The organism is Vampirovibrio chlorellavorus, assembly GCF_003149375.1.
GTDB lineage: Bacteria > Cyanobacteriota > Vampirovibrionia > Vampirovibrionales > Vampirovibrionaceae > Vampirovibrio > Vampirovibrio chlorellavorus_B.
Genome location: NZ_QFWH01000001.1, coordinates 209380 through 224344 on the forward strand (window position 1 = coordinate 209380; position 14965 = coordinate 224344).

A 14965-nucleotide genomic window follows, 5' to 3' on the forward strand; every position below is an offset into this window, starting at 1 on the left:
GCTGGAGCGTCAGGCCCCAAACCGTTTGTCAGGGCAGCTTTCACCACACGTTTGTAACTGTATGAATACAGCGAGTTAAAGATAGACGCTGGGCAACTTTGCCCAAAGCAGTTCCACAGTTTGTTTGAGCTGCACGCAGTTTTAGAAACGTGTTGGCAAGGCTGCCCTGCCAACACGTTTTAAGATTTTTTGGAGTGGGATTTCTCAGGACGCAAACGGGCCAACTCCTGATACAGCTCCTTCTCCCGAGCGGACAAGGCATCCGGCACCACTACAGAGACGGTGACATAATGATCCCCCTGGGTCAGGCCGCTTTGCACCCCACGCTCCTTCAGTCGAAACACCTTGCCCGGCTGAGTGCCCGGCGGCACGGTCATCTTCATTGGCCCATGCAAGGTGGAAACCTCGATTTCGCAGCCCAGCACCGCATCCGTCAACGCTATCACCACATCCCCGTAAACATCCAGCCCTTCAATGCGCAAGCCCGCATCCACGCTGATTTCAATTTGCAGGAACAGATCCCCGTTTTCCGCCCCGCCGTAGCCACGGCCCCCTTCTTTGGCCACCCGCACCCGGGAACCGTTTTTTACCCCGGCGGGAATGCGCACATCGATTTTTTTAAGGCGCACCAGAATTTTATCCCCGCCACAGGCGGTACACACCAGACCGTTCACTTTGCCTGTCCCGGAACAGCGGCGGCAAATTTCATTGTGCTGAACATTGACCGTTTTCACCACCCCATCCATGGCCTCCTGCGGGGTGATGGCGACCTTCACCTGCACATCCTCGCCCCGTTGAGGTGCTTCAGACTTTTTGCCGCTGTCTTTTTTGGCGCTAAATACGCCCTCTGCCGCATTGGCAGCCTTGGCCGACTTCTCCTGAAAGCCCTTCTTCAAAAAGGACTCAAACAGGTCATTAATGGAGGTAGTGCTGCCTTTGTCCTTGCCCGGCTCGGCTTTATTCGCCGCTTGCTTGCCAGTGGACGCGGCGGAGTCCGGGGCGGACTCCGACCGGGCCTTTTTTTCAGAAGCGGGCGGGGGACTGGCCTTCCCCTTGGGCGTTTGATCGCCCTGCTTGCTGTAAGCCGCCTTGCCCTCCGCCGGATTGCCCCCCGCATTACCCTTCATGGCCCGCAGACTGGCATCGTGCATGGCCCGTTTCTCCGGGTTGCTTAAAATCTCATAGGCCTCGTTAATTTCCTTAAAACGCTCCTCGGCCTGGGCGTTGCCCGCATTGAGATCCGGGTGATGCTGACGGGCCAGCTTGCGAAAAGCGCTACGCACGGCATCGACATCGGCAAAGGCCTCCACCCCCAAAATCAGATAGTAGTTTTTAAAACTGGCCATGCAAACACTTCACACTTTCCCTCGGCTCTTCTATTTTAGAGCAAGTGTGGGCCCCCTCACCATATCCAGCCGGACGAGATTCAGGCAAATGGGTGCTGACAAACTGCCGTAGAAAAAACGGGATGGCTCAGCCTTGCTGCGGTCGCAGGCTTCGCAAGAGAAAGGTAATGGCCACGGCCACCAACAGTGGAATCCAGGCCACCAGCCAGGGGGCCACCAGATCCAAAGATCCGAAGCTGCCGGAAAACGGTACCAGAATGCTGTAGAAAAAGACCACCACGACTCCAAACAGCAACCCGTACACTCGGCTGGCCCGCACCCGCTCCATACCGAGCAGGGCACCCAGTAAGGCAAATATCAGGGTAGCCACCGGGGCCGACCACTTCTGCCAGGAGCGCACTTCAAAGAAGGGAATTTCCTGAAGCTGCCCGCCTTCTCTCATGAGTTTGATGTACTGGCGAAGCTGGCCCCAGGGCATGATCATGGGGTTTTGCCGGGTGTAATCCAGCAAAATAGACGCATATTTGTTGGTACGCACCTGCTGCTGGGCAAAAGGACGAATATCCTGATACACCCCTTCGCTGTCCAACACGTACTCAATGCCGTTATTCAGCTCCCACTGGTGGCGATCCGGCACCCAGCGGCCACTGTCAGCCCGAATAATACGAGAGATCTGCACCCCGGCCTGCGGGGTTTCCACATAGTAAAGGATGATGAAATCCGAGAGGGCCGCTTTTTGAATTTGGCCAATCAGGAAAAACTTGCTCAGTTTTTTGTCGTGATTCTTTTCCACAAACAAAAAATTGCGATCGGGAATGTCTTTCAAATTGGCGTCGGTGTAGTACTTTTCCAGCACCGGGGCGGTTTGAGGGATCACCCACTCGTTAACCACAGCGTGAAGCCCCCCAAAGAGCAGCCCCACCCACAACACGGCCCGCAGGATTCGGGCCGGGCTGATTCCGCTGGCCAACAGGGCCACCAGCTCATAATTCTGACTTAAGCGCTGAAACAAAATAATGGTGCCCAACAGCACGGCCACCGGAATGGTTTGGGGCAAGACCTGAGGCACGTGCAGCAGGAACATCAGCGCACCCTGGGCGGGATTGATGTCACCGCCAAATACATACTGGGTCAGCTTGAACAGGGTCTCCGGGGCCAGCCAGATGATGCTGAACAAGACCACCGCAAACAGGATAATCAAGGTCAACTGGCTGCACAGATACCAGTCCAGTAGGGAGAAACGCTTGAACACTTTGACCACGAGACTCTCCTACAAGCTGAAATCTTCGCCCAGATAAGTCCGGCGAACCATGTCGTTTTGAGCGACTTCTACATTGGTACCAGAGAAAATCAACCGGCCATCGTGAATAATATTGGCCCGATCCACCACCGACAGGGTGGCCCGCGGGTTGTGGTCGGTCAGCAAAACGCCCAGCCCACGCTCTTTCAACAGCACAATCAATTTTTGAATGTCCTGAATGGCAATGGGATCAATCCCAGTAAAGGGTTCATCCAGCAACAGGTACTTGGGGTTGGTGGCAATGGCCCGGGCAATCTCCACCCGTCGGCGCTCCCCACCCGAAAGGCTGATAACCGAAGCACTTCTCAGCTTGCTGATGCTGAACTCCTCCAACAGGGTATCAATGCGTTGCTGGCGTTGCTTGGCGGTCAGGGGCTGAAACTCCAGCACCAGGGCCAGGTTTTCTTCCACGCTCAGGCTGCGAAACACAGAAGTTTCCTGCGGCAAGTAGCCAATGCCTGCCCGGGCCCGCTCGTGAATGGGCAAATCGGACATGACTTGCCCATCCAGGGACACCAAGCCCGCATCCGGCTTGACAATGCCGACCACCGAGTAGAACGTGGTGGTTTTACCGGCGCCGTTGGGGCCCAGCAAGCCCACAATCTCTCCCGGATTGATATCGAAAGAGACATCATTCACCACAGGGCGGCCCGCATAGCTTTTACGGAGGTGTTCGACGATGAGAGGCATGGTGTGTGGCGTTCCAAACTAAAGCAGATAAAACGGAGAACCGACCGGAGAAAACATCACCCGACGTAGTTAATAGTCCGATGAATCATCCGAGGGCAGGGACTTTCCAGCACCGCCAGCAGCACCCGCGCCTTTGCCAGCGGGGGTAGCGGTAGCCGGTTGGACCGGCTTGGTAGATTTAAAGTTCACCTTGACGTTACCCACGGCGTCAAAGTTTTTGGGGTTGGTGGTAATGGTGATTTTATCGGCGGTAATCACCCGACCCGGCTCGGTAATGGTGGGCCGCCCGGTCAGGAAAATACGATCCAGATCGTTGCCCTTGAGCTTAAAAGTAGCCTTGGGGCCCACGGCCACATAGTCATCATAAATAATTTTGACATGGCCACTAGCGATCATAATGTCCGAGGACTTGTCGTACTGCTGATAGTCTGAAGTAATGATGACTTTGCGGGGTTTGGGTGCCGCCACCGGGCCAGCGGGCTTGGGGCTGGCCGCTTCTTCTTTCAGGTCAACGTTGGTGGTGACATTATGCTCGGCAATCATGTTGCCCGAATCCACCATAACAGTAATCCGATCGCCGTTAATGACGCTATTTTCCTGCTTGATTTTAGCCCCGCCGGAAAAAATAACGCGCTCGGCCTTGCCATCTGGCTTCATGCGCACGTTGGCCAGAGAACTAAAGGCCTGGGAGCCCTTGTAATCCACCTTGACGTTCCCGCTGGCGGAAACCACCTTGTTTTTATTGTCAAACTCCTGCACATCCGAGCGAATCAGGAACGGATCGGCGGCCACCGTGGCGATGTGGGACACCACATTGCCCAAAGCCCCGTAGCGGTCTTCCGCCAGATAAACTTTGATGATATCACCCACCACGCTATCTTCGCCCACGCTGGGCTTGATACGCTTAAAGGCGGGCCGGTTGAAGAAGTTGGCCACCTGCGGCTTCCCCGCCTCGTCCATATCCACTTCGGCCCGGCTGCCGGTGATTTTCATATCCTGAAAGGCCACTGTGACCCGTCCACTCAGGATATATTTTTTACTTTCCAGATTGTAGGACTGCTTGTCAGCGGTCATACGGATGCTGCTGGTATCCGGGGTAATGGCGGAGGTGGCAGAGGAGGCCAGAATCCAGGGGGATAACAGGGCCGCAAAAGCTACCACGGCAGCTCTTTTATATACAAAGTAATTCATAAACACCTGCAGGGGATTAACCAAAAGAAAAGGGCATTTCTATGGTACGACTTTCTTCTCCACTATGATAGAACAAACCGCTCAATTTGAAAAAAGCAACCCAAGGCCCTCGGCACACGCAGGGCGTCCCGCGTCAAGCACCGGCCGATGAGGCTGTCCAAAGGGATAATGGGGCCAGTTCTGGCAAAAACCGCATGGCAAAAACCCGTATGTTAGAATGGAAACTATGTTTTACAGTCTTCACAAGCAAAATAATACTGCCCTACTCCCGACCGCGACTGCCCAGGGCCACTCCCCCGAGGGGACTTTGGACAAGTGGCCCGCCAGCTATCTGGATGGGTTTCACCCCGTGAACAGCAACCAATGGGAACTGGAAGTCGACGGCCTGGTTGAAAAACCCCAGCGATTTACCTTAAAAGACTTCGCCCAGTTTACCCGCATCCAGCAAAACCGGCGACTGGTGTTTGCCGACGGCTACACCTACCGGGATACCTGGGAAGGGTTTGTGGTGCAGGAATTGCTGCACCGGCTTGTCCCGCTACCGGAAGCGCAATACCTGAAACAAACCAATGCCTGCGGCCAGGTAGAGTACATTGCCCTGAAAGATTTATACGCGCAACGCGCCCTATTCTGCCTGCGGGTTCGGGGGAAAGGGCTACCAGCCACTCATGGCGGGCCACTGCGCCTGATGGTGTTTGACCGCTACGCCCACAAAGGCCTTGGGCAATTGACAAAACTGGAGCTAATTGCCGAGAGCGGCGAAGGCCACTTTGCCAACAAGGGCTATCCTCCCGACGCTTTGATCCAGCCGGGAAGCTACTACGCCTGCGACCTCCAGCGGATGGAAACCATTCAGGCACCGGGCGAAGTATTGCAGTGGTAGCCCACAGACTGGTCGGACAGCCTTCAGGCCGGTGGGCCCACCAAGCGGAAGCAGGGCACCCACGCAGCAGACGACCGGAACGGAATCTTTGCCAACAGCCCCTTTAGGGAACCGAACAGCATTCATATCGTCCTTGCTCAGGGTTAGCACTTTGCAAAATGTATAATATGCGATTGAGGCGTGTTAACTTTTACAAACTTTCATCCACCCTTCAGAAATTGGTCGCCATACCCTGGTTTTATTGGGATAATGTCTTATAGGGTTCTCATTGGCACAGGCCAGCAACAACAAGGCAAATCACACCATGAAGCATCATAAGCCGTCGGCATCCTGGGCTTTTAGACAACAGCTGGCCATTGGGCTGGCAGTCACTGTTGCCGCAGGCACCCTTTCAGCAAGCCCTGTACAGGCCGCTGGCACCACTTCACGGGATTTTTTGCCCCCCATCGCAACCATTAACGCGCGTTTGGTGGAACAGGCCGTCACCAGCACTGATGACCCCCTGGAGCCGGTGGCATTATCCGCCGTGCAGACCCCGGTATTGCACGCCACCCCCAAGGTGGAAATGCTGGACACCGACCTGAGCGCCCAGATTAAAGCCACACAGGTGGAGAACCTGATAGAAATCCAGCGAAAAATCGACGAGGCCGATTTGGAATCCTTGTGGGAAGCCACCGTGGAAAAGAACCCGGTCATCCGGTTCTCTCTGGAAAAACTGGCCACCCCGGCTGATTTACAAAACAAGCAATCCAGCCGGTTTATGACCAAAACCCTGAACATGCTCATATCCGGGGCCACCATGGTGCCAGCCATGCTGCCGGGAAGCGGCATGTACCAGAACATGGGCAGCATGGCCGTGGGTAACGCCCTACAGAATCTGGTGAATGGTAAAACCCAGATCAACCCCAACAGCTTATCCGCCACGGAGCAAATTCAGCTGGCCGGACTGATCGATCAACTCAAGCTCCGGCTTATCCACAATTACCAGGATTACAAGAACACCTTGCAAAATCTGGCTCAAAGCCACGCCATTACCACCAAAAACAACCTGTTGTACTCCAAAGCGCTGGCCTCCAAGAATGATTTGGCCATTATGGCGGCAGGGTCCGCCTATTATCAGTCTCTGCTGAGTGAAACCGCCTTGCGGCAAAAGGCCAAGCTAAACCGGCTACAACTGGAGCGACTGGCTGGCCCGGAAGCGGTCCAGCGACTGGAGTTGGCCGTACACGTGCCAGAGTCCGCAGCCACAGCCCTAAGCACCCCGACCATTGAACCGGCCAGCCTGAACATAAAAGAACTGAAGCGTGAGGAATTCATTGGCCCCTCTCCCATGGAAAGCGTGCTGCAAAGCAGCACAGCCAAAACCGGCGAGCTTATTGGCCCCGAACTACCGCCAGCCAAAGTGCGCATGCCCAAGCAAAACACCCGTAAAAAACCACAAAACAACGAACCGCTCCAGCCCATGGAAATTGGGCCACAACTCAATGAAAGTGACGCCCATCACACGCTGGAACTCCCCAAGGCCATTTCGCTGATTGAGGATCACGCCCAAACAGGAGAGATTGGACTGCAATGAACGGGCACCCAGCCTCACAACCCAAACACTGGCTCATTCACAGCCTGCTCCTGTTGTGCCTGACACAGGGCAACATTGTACAAGCCGCCAAACCCGCACAGCCTGAAGCCAAGAAAACCACGGCCTCTCCCACCGGCAGCGCGGCGGCCAATAAACCCAAGCCCGCCTCCCATCGAAAAGAGCCCAAACCGGTTATTGATGAGGAAACCCATAAAAGCATTACAGAAGCGGCACTGAAACTGGATCAGGAAGTCCGCAAGCAGATGAATCAAACGGCGGACTCGATTCAGCGAGAAGATCAGGGTATTTACAATGAAGTGCGGGATGATGAAGAGTTGGCCCTGACCGATATTGGCATGCTGTGGGAAGCCGCCGTGGAACGCAGCGGAACCATTCGCTACGCCATAGAAAAACTCTCTCGCCGAGATGCCACCGGTAAACCCGTGGAAGCCGATAACTTCTCCAAACGCATGATCGGCAGTCTGGTACACCTGGGCGGCGTGGCAGGCAGCATGTGGACCGGCACTCCCGCCGGACTGATTGGCTCAGGTATGATTCAGGACATGATGGCCGGGAACCCTTCCGACTCCGCACTGTCCAGAGTAACCGACGCCGACATGGTCATTTTGGCCAAAGAGGTCGAGGAATTACAAAGCCAGCTCATCACCCTATATTACAACTATAAACACGCCAAGGAGCGCTTGGCACTGGCCAAAGAGGCTGAGCAGATGATTGAAAAGCACGGCAATCAGGCCGAAAGCAGCAACAATACCACAGAGGCGCTCAAGCCACTCATGCAATCCCTTGTTGAATCGGCCAGACAGGAAGTGCAAACCGCGGAACAAAATTACAACAGCAGCCGGGTGGCCCTCAGCGGACTCGTCGGCCCTGCCGCCATTTCTGCCTTGGAGCAGACTTCAAAAAAGAGTGCAAGCACCAAACTGTAAGCTCACAAAACCAGAATCAACCAGAATACAAAAAGAGGTCAATACTGACCTCTTTTTAAATTATTCAAAAACCACCTGAGAATGCGACAGCTTACTCAGCAGCGGCTGCTTTGGCCTTCTCGGCGGCTTTCTTGGAGAGCTTGTCACGCTTGACCACTTCCAGCTTGATCAGGTTGCCATTGTCATCGGCTTTCTCGATCAGCTTTTTAGCGGTGTCGCTGGGTTGAGCGCCTTTACGGATCCAGTCCATAGCGGCTTGCTTGTCCAGTTTCAACTCTTTGGAGATTGGATTGTAATACCCCAACTCAGACAAAGGCGCGCCATCCCGGCGATTACGAATATCAGTAACCACAATCCGGTAGAAGGGACGGTGTTTGCGACCCTGACGCTTCAAACGAATCTTAACCATAAATCGGGGAATCTCCTAGTTATACACGTGGACACACTATTTAAGGTACATTTGTAGCACAAAGATGTTTTGAGTTACAAGCGACTTTTTCTTTGGTTGCGCAGGGCATTCAGAAACACCAGATTTCCAATGGCCACATAGGTCAGGAACAGAATGGAAATGGTGTTGATCATCCAGGTATTGTGACCGTCGCTGATAAATCCAGCAGTCCAGGCGTGGCCGTTCTCAGCGGTCACCAAACCATAAATGGACAACAGCAGCATGTAAGCCCCCAGCAAGTGAGGAACCAGACACACAATGGCCACCGCCACCAGAAACTCAACAATCAACAACAAGCCATAACCACCCCAAACCACATCCGATGCGCTGAAGTAGTTGTGCATCATGCCGGACAGGGTCAGTGGAATGGCGTTCATTAACAGAAAACAAGAAGCTGGCAAAATGATGGGCCAAAACTCCTTGAAAAACCACGAAAAACGACCGCCAGCGGTACTGACGTCAAAATGATGCTCTTCGGGATGCTCCGGGTGATTAGACATGATCAATCTCTCCTACTAACTCTCTGCAATAATACCAAAGCTAGCGATCAATAGTATTAGGGCAAAGTAGAAGAGATAAAACCAAACGTATTTGATAAATAGAGAAATATCCTTGCGATCTTCCATTTCAATCTCTTCCTCTGGCTACTTGGCGGCCTTGGCGGTGGACTTTACTTCCGGGGCGGGTAAAGACTTGCAGTCCTCCACAAACTGCCCCACCAGCTCGCTCAGCTTGTCATACTCAACTGCCGATAGCCAGTAGCCTTGCACCCGACGCTTATCCACGCTGGGCTTTAACTTGGGCATGCGTTTGCCAATCAGGCGATCCCGGCAAAACTTGTTACCTTCGCGGTAGTGGCAATCGCCCATACGACAACCCAGGGCAAAAGTACCGTTGGCACCGTTCTTGAGGGCCGTTTCCAGCATAACCGGTTGAATCTGGCCGCTGCAAGGAACGCGGATGATTTTGACAGATGGATGATCCAGCATGTTGCCTTCATCGTCCAGGTGACCTTTAAAGTCCACGCTCCGCTCGCAGACCAGGCCAATCAATTTGGGATTCTCAGTAGTCATCAGCGATTTCCTTATTAAGAAACTGTCAGAGCGGCTTCAATCTCAGCCAGTACATTGTTGGTATCCCGGCGGGGAATTTCAATGGCCTTGAAGGCACAAGCGCCTACACACAGACCACAATTCGCGCAGCGTCCCGGATCCACAACAGCCAACCGCTTGAAGCGGGTGCCATCATTGCCACGATCCACCATCTCGATGGCCTCATAGGGGCAATCATTGTAGCAGAGCGAGCAACCTGTACAGTTTTCACGGGTAACCACAGCAAATTGATCGCGCAGTGCTTTCTTTTGCAGGTAAGGCAGAATCAACAAGCCCACCGGCACCGCAATCACCAGCAACACAACCAGCAAGGGAGCCACGTTGTGAGCCGCAAGATATTGAGGCCAGGCGTACAGCAGGTCAAAGTAGACATTCGGACTGACCGCCGTGAGCAAGGGAGCGGCTGCGGGATCCGACATGTTGGTCAGAACACCCAGCTCCACCGGGAAAGCGGCGGAAAACAGGAACAACACACCGGACAACATGACCACCAGCGCCAAAGGCGGTTCGGAAACCGGGCGGGTAATGCGCAGGTAATGCAGCCACAACATGAACATCATAAACAGCGGAATACCCAGGTGCAGGAACATCATGCGGGTCAGGGTATAGTCGGTAATCATCTTGCCAGCCATCAAGGCTTCAGCCAAAGCGGCTCCCACAAACGGGGTTTTACCCACCAGGTTGAAAGTCATGTTGGCCAAAGTCACAGCCTCCTGATCCCAGATCAGAAGATAGCCGCTCAAACCCACGATGAATGTGATAATCAGCAATACCACGCCGGTTACCCAGGGGACGATCCGGTATTCCCGGTAACGATCAGTGAACCATACCCGAAACATGTGCAAAATCACAAAAATCATCATGCCATCGCTGGCATAACGGTGGATGGAGCGGAACAAGTTACCAAACGGCAACTCGTAGGTAATGTAGCGAACGGACGCATAGGCAGTCGCCAGCGTGGGCTGGTAGTAGGCAAACAACAGCAAACCGGAAATAAACAGGGCCCAGATAAAAAAGTTGGGCAAAGCCCCGTGATAGTAAAAAGGATTGTACTTTTGAGAAAAAAGTTTGTTTAAACCTCTCTCAAGCCAAAGTGTGGCATTCTGTAATGGTTCGGTGTACACGGGCTTAACTCCTTTTAGCACGTCTATTGCTTGTTTTTAGGCTCATCCAACGCAGTAGAAATCTCTTCCTGCGCACCTAGCAAAATATAAGAAATACTAACGGCGAATAACACTACCCCGATAGCAAGGCTGTACTGCTGCAAACCGGGCTTGATCACAGCTTCAAACTGCTTGGAAATAGCCAGCGGATTCAGGATCTCCTGAGGATGCCCGCCAACCAGGGTGACCAGCCAGACACTGCCTTCAGCGTTAAACATGACCCATAACCCGAACAATGAGGCAACGGCAATCAGCAGAGCGAGAAAATCTCTCCAATTGTTTTTTGATGAATTCATTGATTCTTTCCTTTTTTCTCAGAAGTGATTCTCAGTAAGAAACCTTTCCGAATCATCCAATCAAATAACTTTACCGGTTTTTGCACGTTACCCTTGTGCTTTTCCTGAACGTAGCTGTCGTAAGCCAGAATGCCAATGGACTGAAACAGAAGCACCATCACCAGCAACCACAAGCCAGCGTTTGGCCAGGTGGGTTCCAGGGTAAAGATTCTAAAGGTCTGAAAGCCCAGCGATGCGATGAAGGTAGCCAAAAGAAAGAAGAACCACCAAGCCATCCTGTTCAAAGGCTTCTGACCTAAATCATACTCCTGCGACAACCGAGGCATCTTAGGCACGGACTCCTTCGGGTTGCAAAGCGCCCAAGCGGGCTTCACGCTGAGCCCGGTCAATCCAGAACAGGAAACCGGCAACCAGCATTTGAACCACGGCAAAGCCAAACCACAACAAGCTCCAGTACAGATTGGAGAAGTTGATGGTAACAGAAGCACCCTGGAACATCATGGCAAACCAGGCCTCCAGGCTATGGCCGCCAAAAGCGCCCGCCAACTTGGTGTTTTCCACTACCAAATGCCAGAAGATGAGATAAAAAGTACTGGTCACCAGGTTAAAGAGAACCCACACCGTCATTGGCAAACGCTGCTTGTACATGGCCCAGTGCCAGAACTGGCCAATGGTGATCATGCCAATCAGGTGCGCGAACCAGTAAGGGGGATCCGTTTCAATGTTGGCCATGTTGGCGATGATAAGCATGGAGAAAACCACAAACTCAATCGCCGCCATAATGCCAATGGTGGTGAACAAGGGACGCTTCAGCCAGTTTCTCTCGGGACCAAAATCCAGGAAGGTCAACCCAATGGTCACAAAGGGAATACCCAGAGTCCAGATGGTGGCCCAATAAGGGTCCATGTACTTCAGCAGCTGGTACAGGGCCAAAAAGTACCAGTCAGACAGAATAGGCAAGGGAGTCACCTCCGGGTTGGCCCGTGTGCCAGATTCCGCTGGGAAGATAATGGCAGTGAACACCAGCATGGCAATCACCAAAATAACCAGCGGCTTCTTCAGGTTAATGCGCTTCAAGCGGTTTTTATAGAAATAGATTTCTGAAACAACCAGCAAAATCAGGGATAAGGCGAAGTGCAGGGAGTAGAAGCGGGTCATGGTGGCCTGACCAATGGAACTACCGCCCATCAAAATCTGCGAGGTACTGAATCCCTGGTGCGTGATATTTCCCACCAACTGGGTGACCGCACCAATCATGTTGGGGATCAGCCAGGAGTTTTTATAGTTCGCAAAATCCCACGGCCAGGCCCAGTTCGCTGGCGTGATATCCAGGTAGGTTGGGAAGGTGGCAAAAACCTTGGTCGCCCAGAAGGCACGCTGGTTCCAGATGAGCAGGTAACCACTCAAACCGGAGTACATGGCAATTACCAACAACAAAATACCCAAAATAAAGGTCAGTTCACCCTTGTTTTTGTATTCGGCGGTAAACCACATACGATAGACCCGCAAAGTGGCCGCGATGATCATGGCGTCTCCACTGTACTTGTGCATCCCCCGCAGGATGGAACCCAGGGCGTTGTGAGACAACAAATCCACCGAGTTATAGGCCTGAGCGGTGGTTGGCAAATACAAGGAAACCAGAATGACACCGGAAATGAGGACCAGCACCCAGCACAGATAATAGAGCCCACCCAGCTGATACCAGGGAGACTCCGACTGCAGATCCACCTTGGTTTCGTCGAACAAATCAATCTTCTGTACACGCTCCATGACCCAATTATAGGCCTGGGCAGGAAGCTGTCTGGGATCAAACGTATTCGTGGCTACCATTTACGCAATACCTCCCGCTTCTAGTGCGGTAATAACAAGCTTGGAACCTTGCATGTCATACTGAAAATGACGCGGCGGACGGGGTGCAGGACCGCTTACCACTTTTCCGGCCAGCAATTGACCGCTGACTTCCTGAGATTGCAGCGGATCATAAACGCTCAAGTGGCAGGGGCAAGCAAACATTGGATTCTTGGCGGATGGATAGTTGTATGCCGCTGCCTCGGCCGGATCCGGCAAGAAGTTGAACACGCAACCCATGTGGGGACAAATCCGACTGACCACAATAAAGTCAGGTTTACCGTCCTTGTCTTCCGGCAAGCGAACTACAAAGCCGGGGATTTTACTGGCCTGAAAGTGCTTAAAAGTATACTCTTTGCTCTGCTGGCTGAAAGTAAACGGCTGATAAGACCAGGGGGTAGGGAACATGGACAAATCAAACTCCACGCTTCTCTCAGCCTTAGGCATATCCGGTTGCTTGACCAAACCGGAAATACCGTGCCAATCCGTCGGTTTGCCTTTAAAGTCCCAGGAGGTGGTTTTCAAAGGGCCTGAAGACGGGCGCAAATAGCGGAACAACGGAGAGACAAAAAGAGCCAGAGCGCCTAAAACGGGGATACTGACAATAATTTTTAAAAAATCTCGTCGGTTCATTTTAGATAGCCCCTCCTTGCTTCTCGTTCTTTGAGGCAGATCCCTCCCGAACCACGGAATCAGCAGGCACGGGACCAACATGCGTCATCCCACCCGTGATGGGATCGGCAGGCATAATGTGATAACGGACCCCTTTGTTGGGCGCGTTATTCTGCATGGCTTCCGTCCAGGGGCGGTTGGTGGGCAACGGCGCACAAGACTGAATAACACCCAGGCCTGGGGGAGGATTTTTAGCCTCTGGCAGATCCGGGTTCAAATCGTTGTCGTAGGCCCAGGCACGCACATAACGAACCAGATTGGTCAACAGTTTTTCATCAAAGACAAAGGTGGGCTTACCCGTTTCTTTGTCCAGGTTTACATCCCCATACCAGGCGGGCATGGCGGAAGGATAAATCCCTTCACACAAGTACTTCAGCAATTGGGCGTCCGTTCGGTTGTAAACACGACTGTATTGCTGGAAGTTGGCCGGAGCAGGCTGTAAGTTCTTGAGTTGAGGCGCATCGTGCAGCTCATGGTTACCCGTTTTGCCCGTATGCAAGAAGCCATCGCCCTGCCCTTTGGAACCGTGGCAAACAGCACAGTTTCCACCGAAAATGCCCGCCAGATCCTGCTTGGGGTCCGGAGACTTCATGTCTCCCGCACCCGCCAGGTAACGAGCATAAAAAATAGCAGACCAGCGCTCATCGGCATTCAGGACATTTCTGAAAGCCGGATGTCCCTTGGGAAGCAATTTCTTGCGTTCCGGCGTGAGCAGCTCGGGCACCAGTTCACCATGCTGATTCACCAGTTGCTTGACTTCACCACGCGTCAGGAAGCGATACATATCAATCGGTGTGGTGTACGCCAGATCCACTTTCACCTTTTGGGTTTGCCAGAAAGAAGTGGCGTGGCATTTAACGCAATGCTGCTGGAAAACCTCCCGGCCTTTCATTAAGGAAGGCGGCTTGGAAGGGAAGGCGAAGTCCTCGGCGCTCATCTGTTGATTGAACACAGGTTGAGCGGCAATGGTGGCTTTACCCAAACTCGCCTTGTCTGGAGCGTTACCGCATCCACTCAATAAAACAGTGGAGGTGATGGCTGCAACCAAGGCCAATGCCGATAGTGGCGGTCGCTTTTTGAAAGTCTGCATTTTAAACGAGAAGTCCATTTAATATAGCCTTTTTGCTTAATATCCAAAAAACTGAATCCATGAAATGGAGGCCCAGCCTACAATCAGGATGAAAAATAACCATAAAAACCAGGGAACCTTATGCTCACCAACTTCAAATTCATCATAAGGCTTGGGCAAAGCCGCCTCGTTGAGGTTGGCTGGTTGTCCGCTTGTATTGCTCTCTTCAGACATAAAGAAAAACTCCGCTCCGATTAATCATCTTGCAGCATGCGAAACTTGGAATCTTCCAGATTATCCAGCTTGCCATTTCGAGAAGCCCAAAACATGGCCGCAAACGCTATCAGGAAAAACAGGCCGCAAATGGCAAAAGCTGCGATATAACCAGGTCCGATACCACCAGAAAGACAGGATGGGCACATAA

General features: G+C 52.8%; 18 protein-coding genes. 3 read left to right on the forward strand and 15 right to left on the reverse strand.

Annotated elements, in window-relative coordinates; translation table 11 throughout:
• Nucleotides 1-179: 179 nt before the first annotated feature.
• From DF283_RS01120 to DF283_RS01135, 4 genes are all read right to left on the reverse strand, one after another.
• A complete protein-coding gene (locus tag DF283_RS01120) occupies nucleotides 180-1346 on the reverse strand; it encodes a DnaJ C-terminal domain-containing protein (RefSeq protein ID WP_303672746.1) in 1167 nt (388 codons plus the stop codon).
• A gap of 127 nt (nucleotides 1347-1473) precedes the next feature.
• Entirely contained in the window at nucleotides 1474-2607 is a 1134-nt protein-coding gene (locus DF283_RS01125) for an LptF/LptG family permease (RefSeq protein ID WP_303672748.1), read from the reverse strand.
• A gap of 9 nt (nucleotides 2608-2616) precedes the next feature.
• Nucleotides 2617-3336: an LPS export ABC transporter ATP-binding protein gene (gene lptB, locus DF283_RS01130; RefSeq protein ID WP_303672749.1), complete on the reverse strand. Its 720-nt coding sequence runs from the start codon at nucleotides 3334-3336 to the stop codon at nucleotides 2617-2619.
• 69 nt (nucleotides 3337-3405) lie between these two features.
• On the reverse strand, nucleotides 3406-4497 hold the full coding sequence (locus tag DF283_RS01135; protein ID WP_303672750.1) for an LptA/OstA family protein: 1092 nt from the start codon (nucleotides 4495-4497) through the stop codon (nucleotides 3406-3408).
• 337 nt (nucleotides 4498-4834) lie between these two features.
• Between DF283_RS01135 and DF283_RS01140 the strand changes: the two genes are divergently transcribed.
• From DF283_RS01140 to DF283_RS01150, 3 genes are all read left to right on the forward strand, one after another.
• Nucleotides 4835-5410 carry a molybdopterin-dependent oxidoreductase gene (locus DF283_RS01140; protein WP_303672751.1) on the forward strand — a complete coding sequence of 192 codons (576 nt, stop codon included), beginning with the start codon at nucleotides 4835-4837 and terminating at the stop codon, nucleotides 5408-5410.
• 304 nt (nucleotides 5411-5714) lie between these two features.
• Entirely contained in the window at nucleotides 5715-6986 is a 1272-nt protein-coding gene (locus DF283_RS01145) for a hypothetical protein (RefSeq protein ID WP_303672752.1), read from the forward strand.
• Nucleotides 6983-7933, forward strand: coding sequence for a TolC family protein (locus DF283_RS01150; protein ID WP_303672753.1), 951 nt, complete (start codon nucleotides 6983-6985; stop codon nucleotides 7931-7933). The genes DF283_RS01145 and DF283_RS01150 overlap by 4 nt, the downstream gene beginning before the upstream one ends.
• A gap of 91 nt (nucleotides 7934-8024) precedes the next feature.
• Here the strand turns inward: DF283_RS01150 and rpsP are convergent, their stop codons facing one another.
• The 11 genes from rpsP to DF283_RS01205 form a co-directional block, all read right to left on the reverse strand.
• Nucleotides 8025-8342 carry a 30S ribosomal protein S16 gene (rpsP, locus tag DF283_RS01155; protein WP_333782272.1) on the reverse strand — a complete coding sequence of 106 codons (318 nt, stop codon included), beginning with the start codon at nucleotides 8340-8342 and terminating at the stop codon, nucleotides 8025-8027.
• Between the two features lie 74 nt (nucleotides 8343-8416).
• Nucleotides 8417-8881 (reverse strand): hypothetical protein, encoded by a 465-nt coding sequence (locus tag DF283_RS01160; RefSeq protein ID WP_303672754.1) that lies wholly within the window; start codon nucleotides 8879-8881, stop codon nucleotides 8417-8419.
• Nucleotides 8882-9025: 144 nt separating this feature from the next.
• Nucleotides 9026-9454 (reverse strand): hydrogenase iron-sulfur subunit, encoded by a 429-nt coding sequence (locus DF283_RS01165; RefSeq protein ID WP_303672755.1) that lies wholly within the window; start codon nucleotides 9452-9454, stop codon nucleotides 9026-9028.
• A gap of 14 nt (nucleotides 9455-9468) precedes the next feature.
• Nucleotides 9469-10617, reverse strand: coding sequence for a cytochrome b N-terminal domain-containing protein (locus DF283_RS01170; RefSeq protein ID WP_303672756.1), 1149 nt, complete (start codon nucleotides 10615-10617; stop codon nucleotides 9469-9471).
• 23 nt (nucleotides 10618-10640) lie between these two features.
• Nucleotides 10641-10952 carry a hypothetical protein gene (locus DF283_RS01175; RefSeq protein WP_303672757.1) on the reverse strand — a complete coding sequence of 104 codons (312 nt, stop codon included), beginning with the start codon at nucleotides 10950-10952 and terminating at the stop codon, nucleotides 10641-10643.
• Nucleotides 10949-11278: a hypothetical protein gene (locus DF283_RS01180; RefSeq protein ID WP_303672759.1), complete on the reverse strand. Its 330-nt coding sequence runs from the start codon at nucleotides 11276-11278 to the stop codon at nucleotides 10949-10951. The genes DF283_RS01175 and DF283_RS01180 overlap by 4 nt, the downstream gene beginning before the upstream one ends.
• Before the next feature lies 1 nt (nucleotide 11279).
• Nucleotides 11280-12782 carry a cytochrome b N-terminal domain-containing protein gene (locus DF283_RS01185; protein WP_303672760.1) on the reverse strand — a complete coding sequence of 501 codons (1503 nt, stop codon included), beginning with the start codon at nucleotides 12780-12782 and terminating at the stop codon, nucleotides 11280-11282.
• On the reverse strand, nucleotides 12783-13433 hold the full coding sequence (locus DF283_RS01190) for a QcrA and Rieske domain-containing protein (protein WP_303672761.1): 651 nt from the start codon (nucleotides 13431-13433) through the stop codon (nucleotides 12783-12785).
• 1 nt (nucleotide 13434) lies between these two features.
• A complete protein-coding gene (locus DF283_RS01195; protein ID WP_303672763.1) occupies nucleotides 13435-14580 on the reverse strand; it encodes a c-type cytochrome in 1146 nt (381 codons plus the stop codon).
• Between the two features lie 18 nt (nucleotides 14581-14598).
• Nucleotides 14599-14775: a hypothetical protein gene (locus DF283_RS01200; protein WP_303672764.1), complete on the reverse strand. Its 177-nt coding sequence runs from the start codon at nucleotides 14773-14775 to the stop codon at nucleotides 14599-14601.
• A 20-nt stretch (nucleotides 14776-14795) separates the two neighbouring features.
• A complete protein-coding gene (locus DF283_RS01205; RefSeq protein ID WP_303672765.1) occupies nucleotides 14796-14963 on the reverse strand; it encodes a cbb3-type cytochrome oxidase assembly protein in 168 nt (55 codons plus the stop codon).
• Nucleotides 14964-14965: the final 2 nt, after the last annotated feature.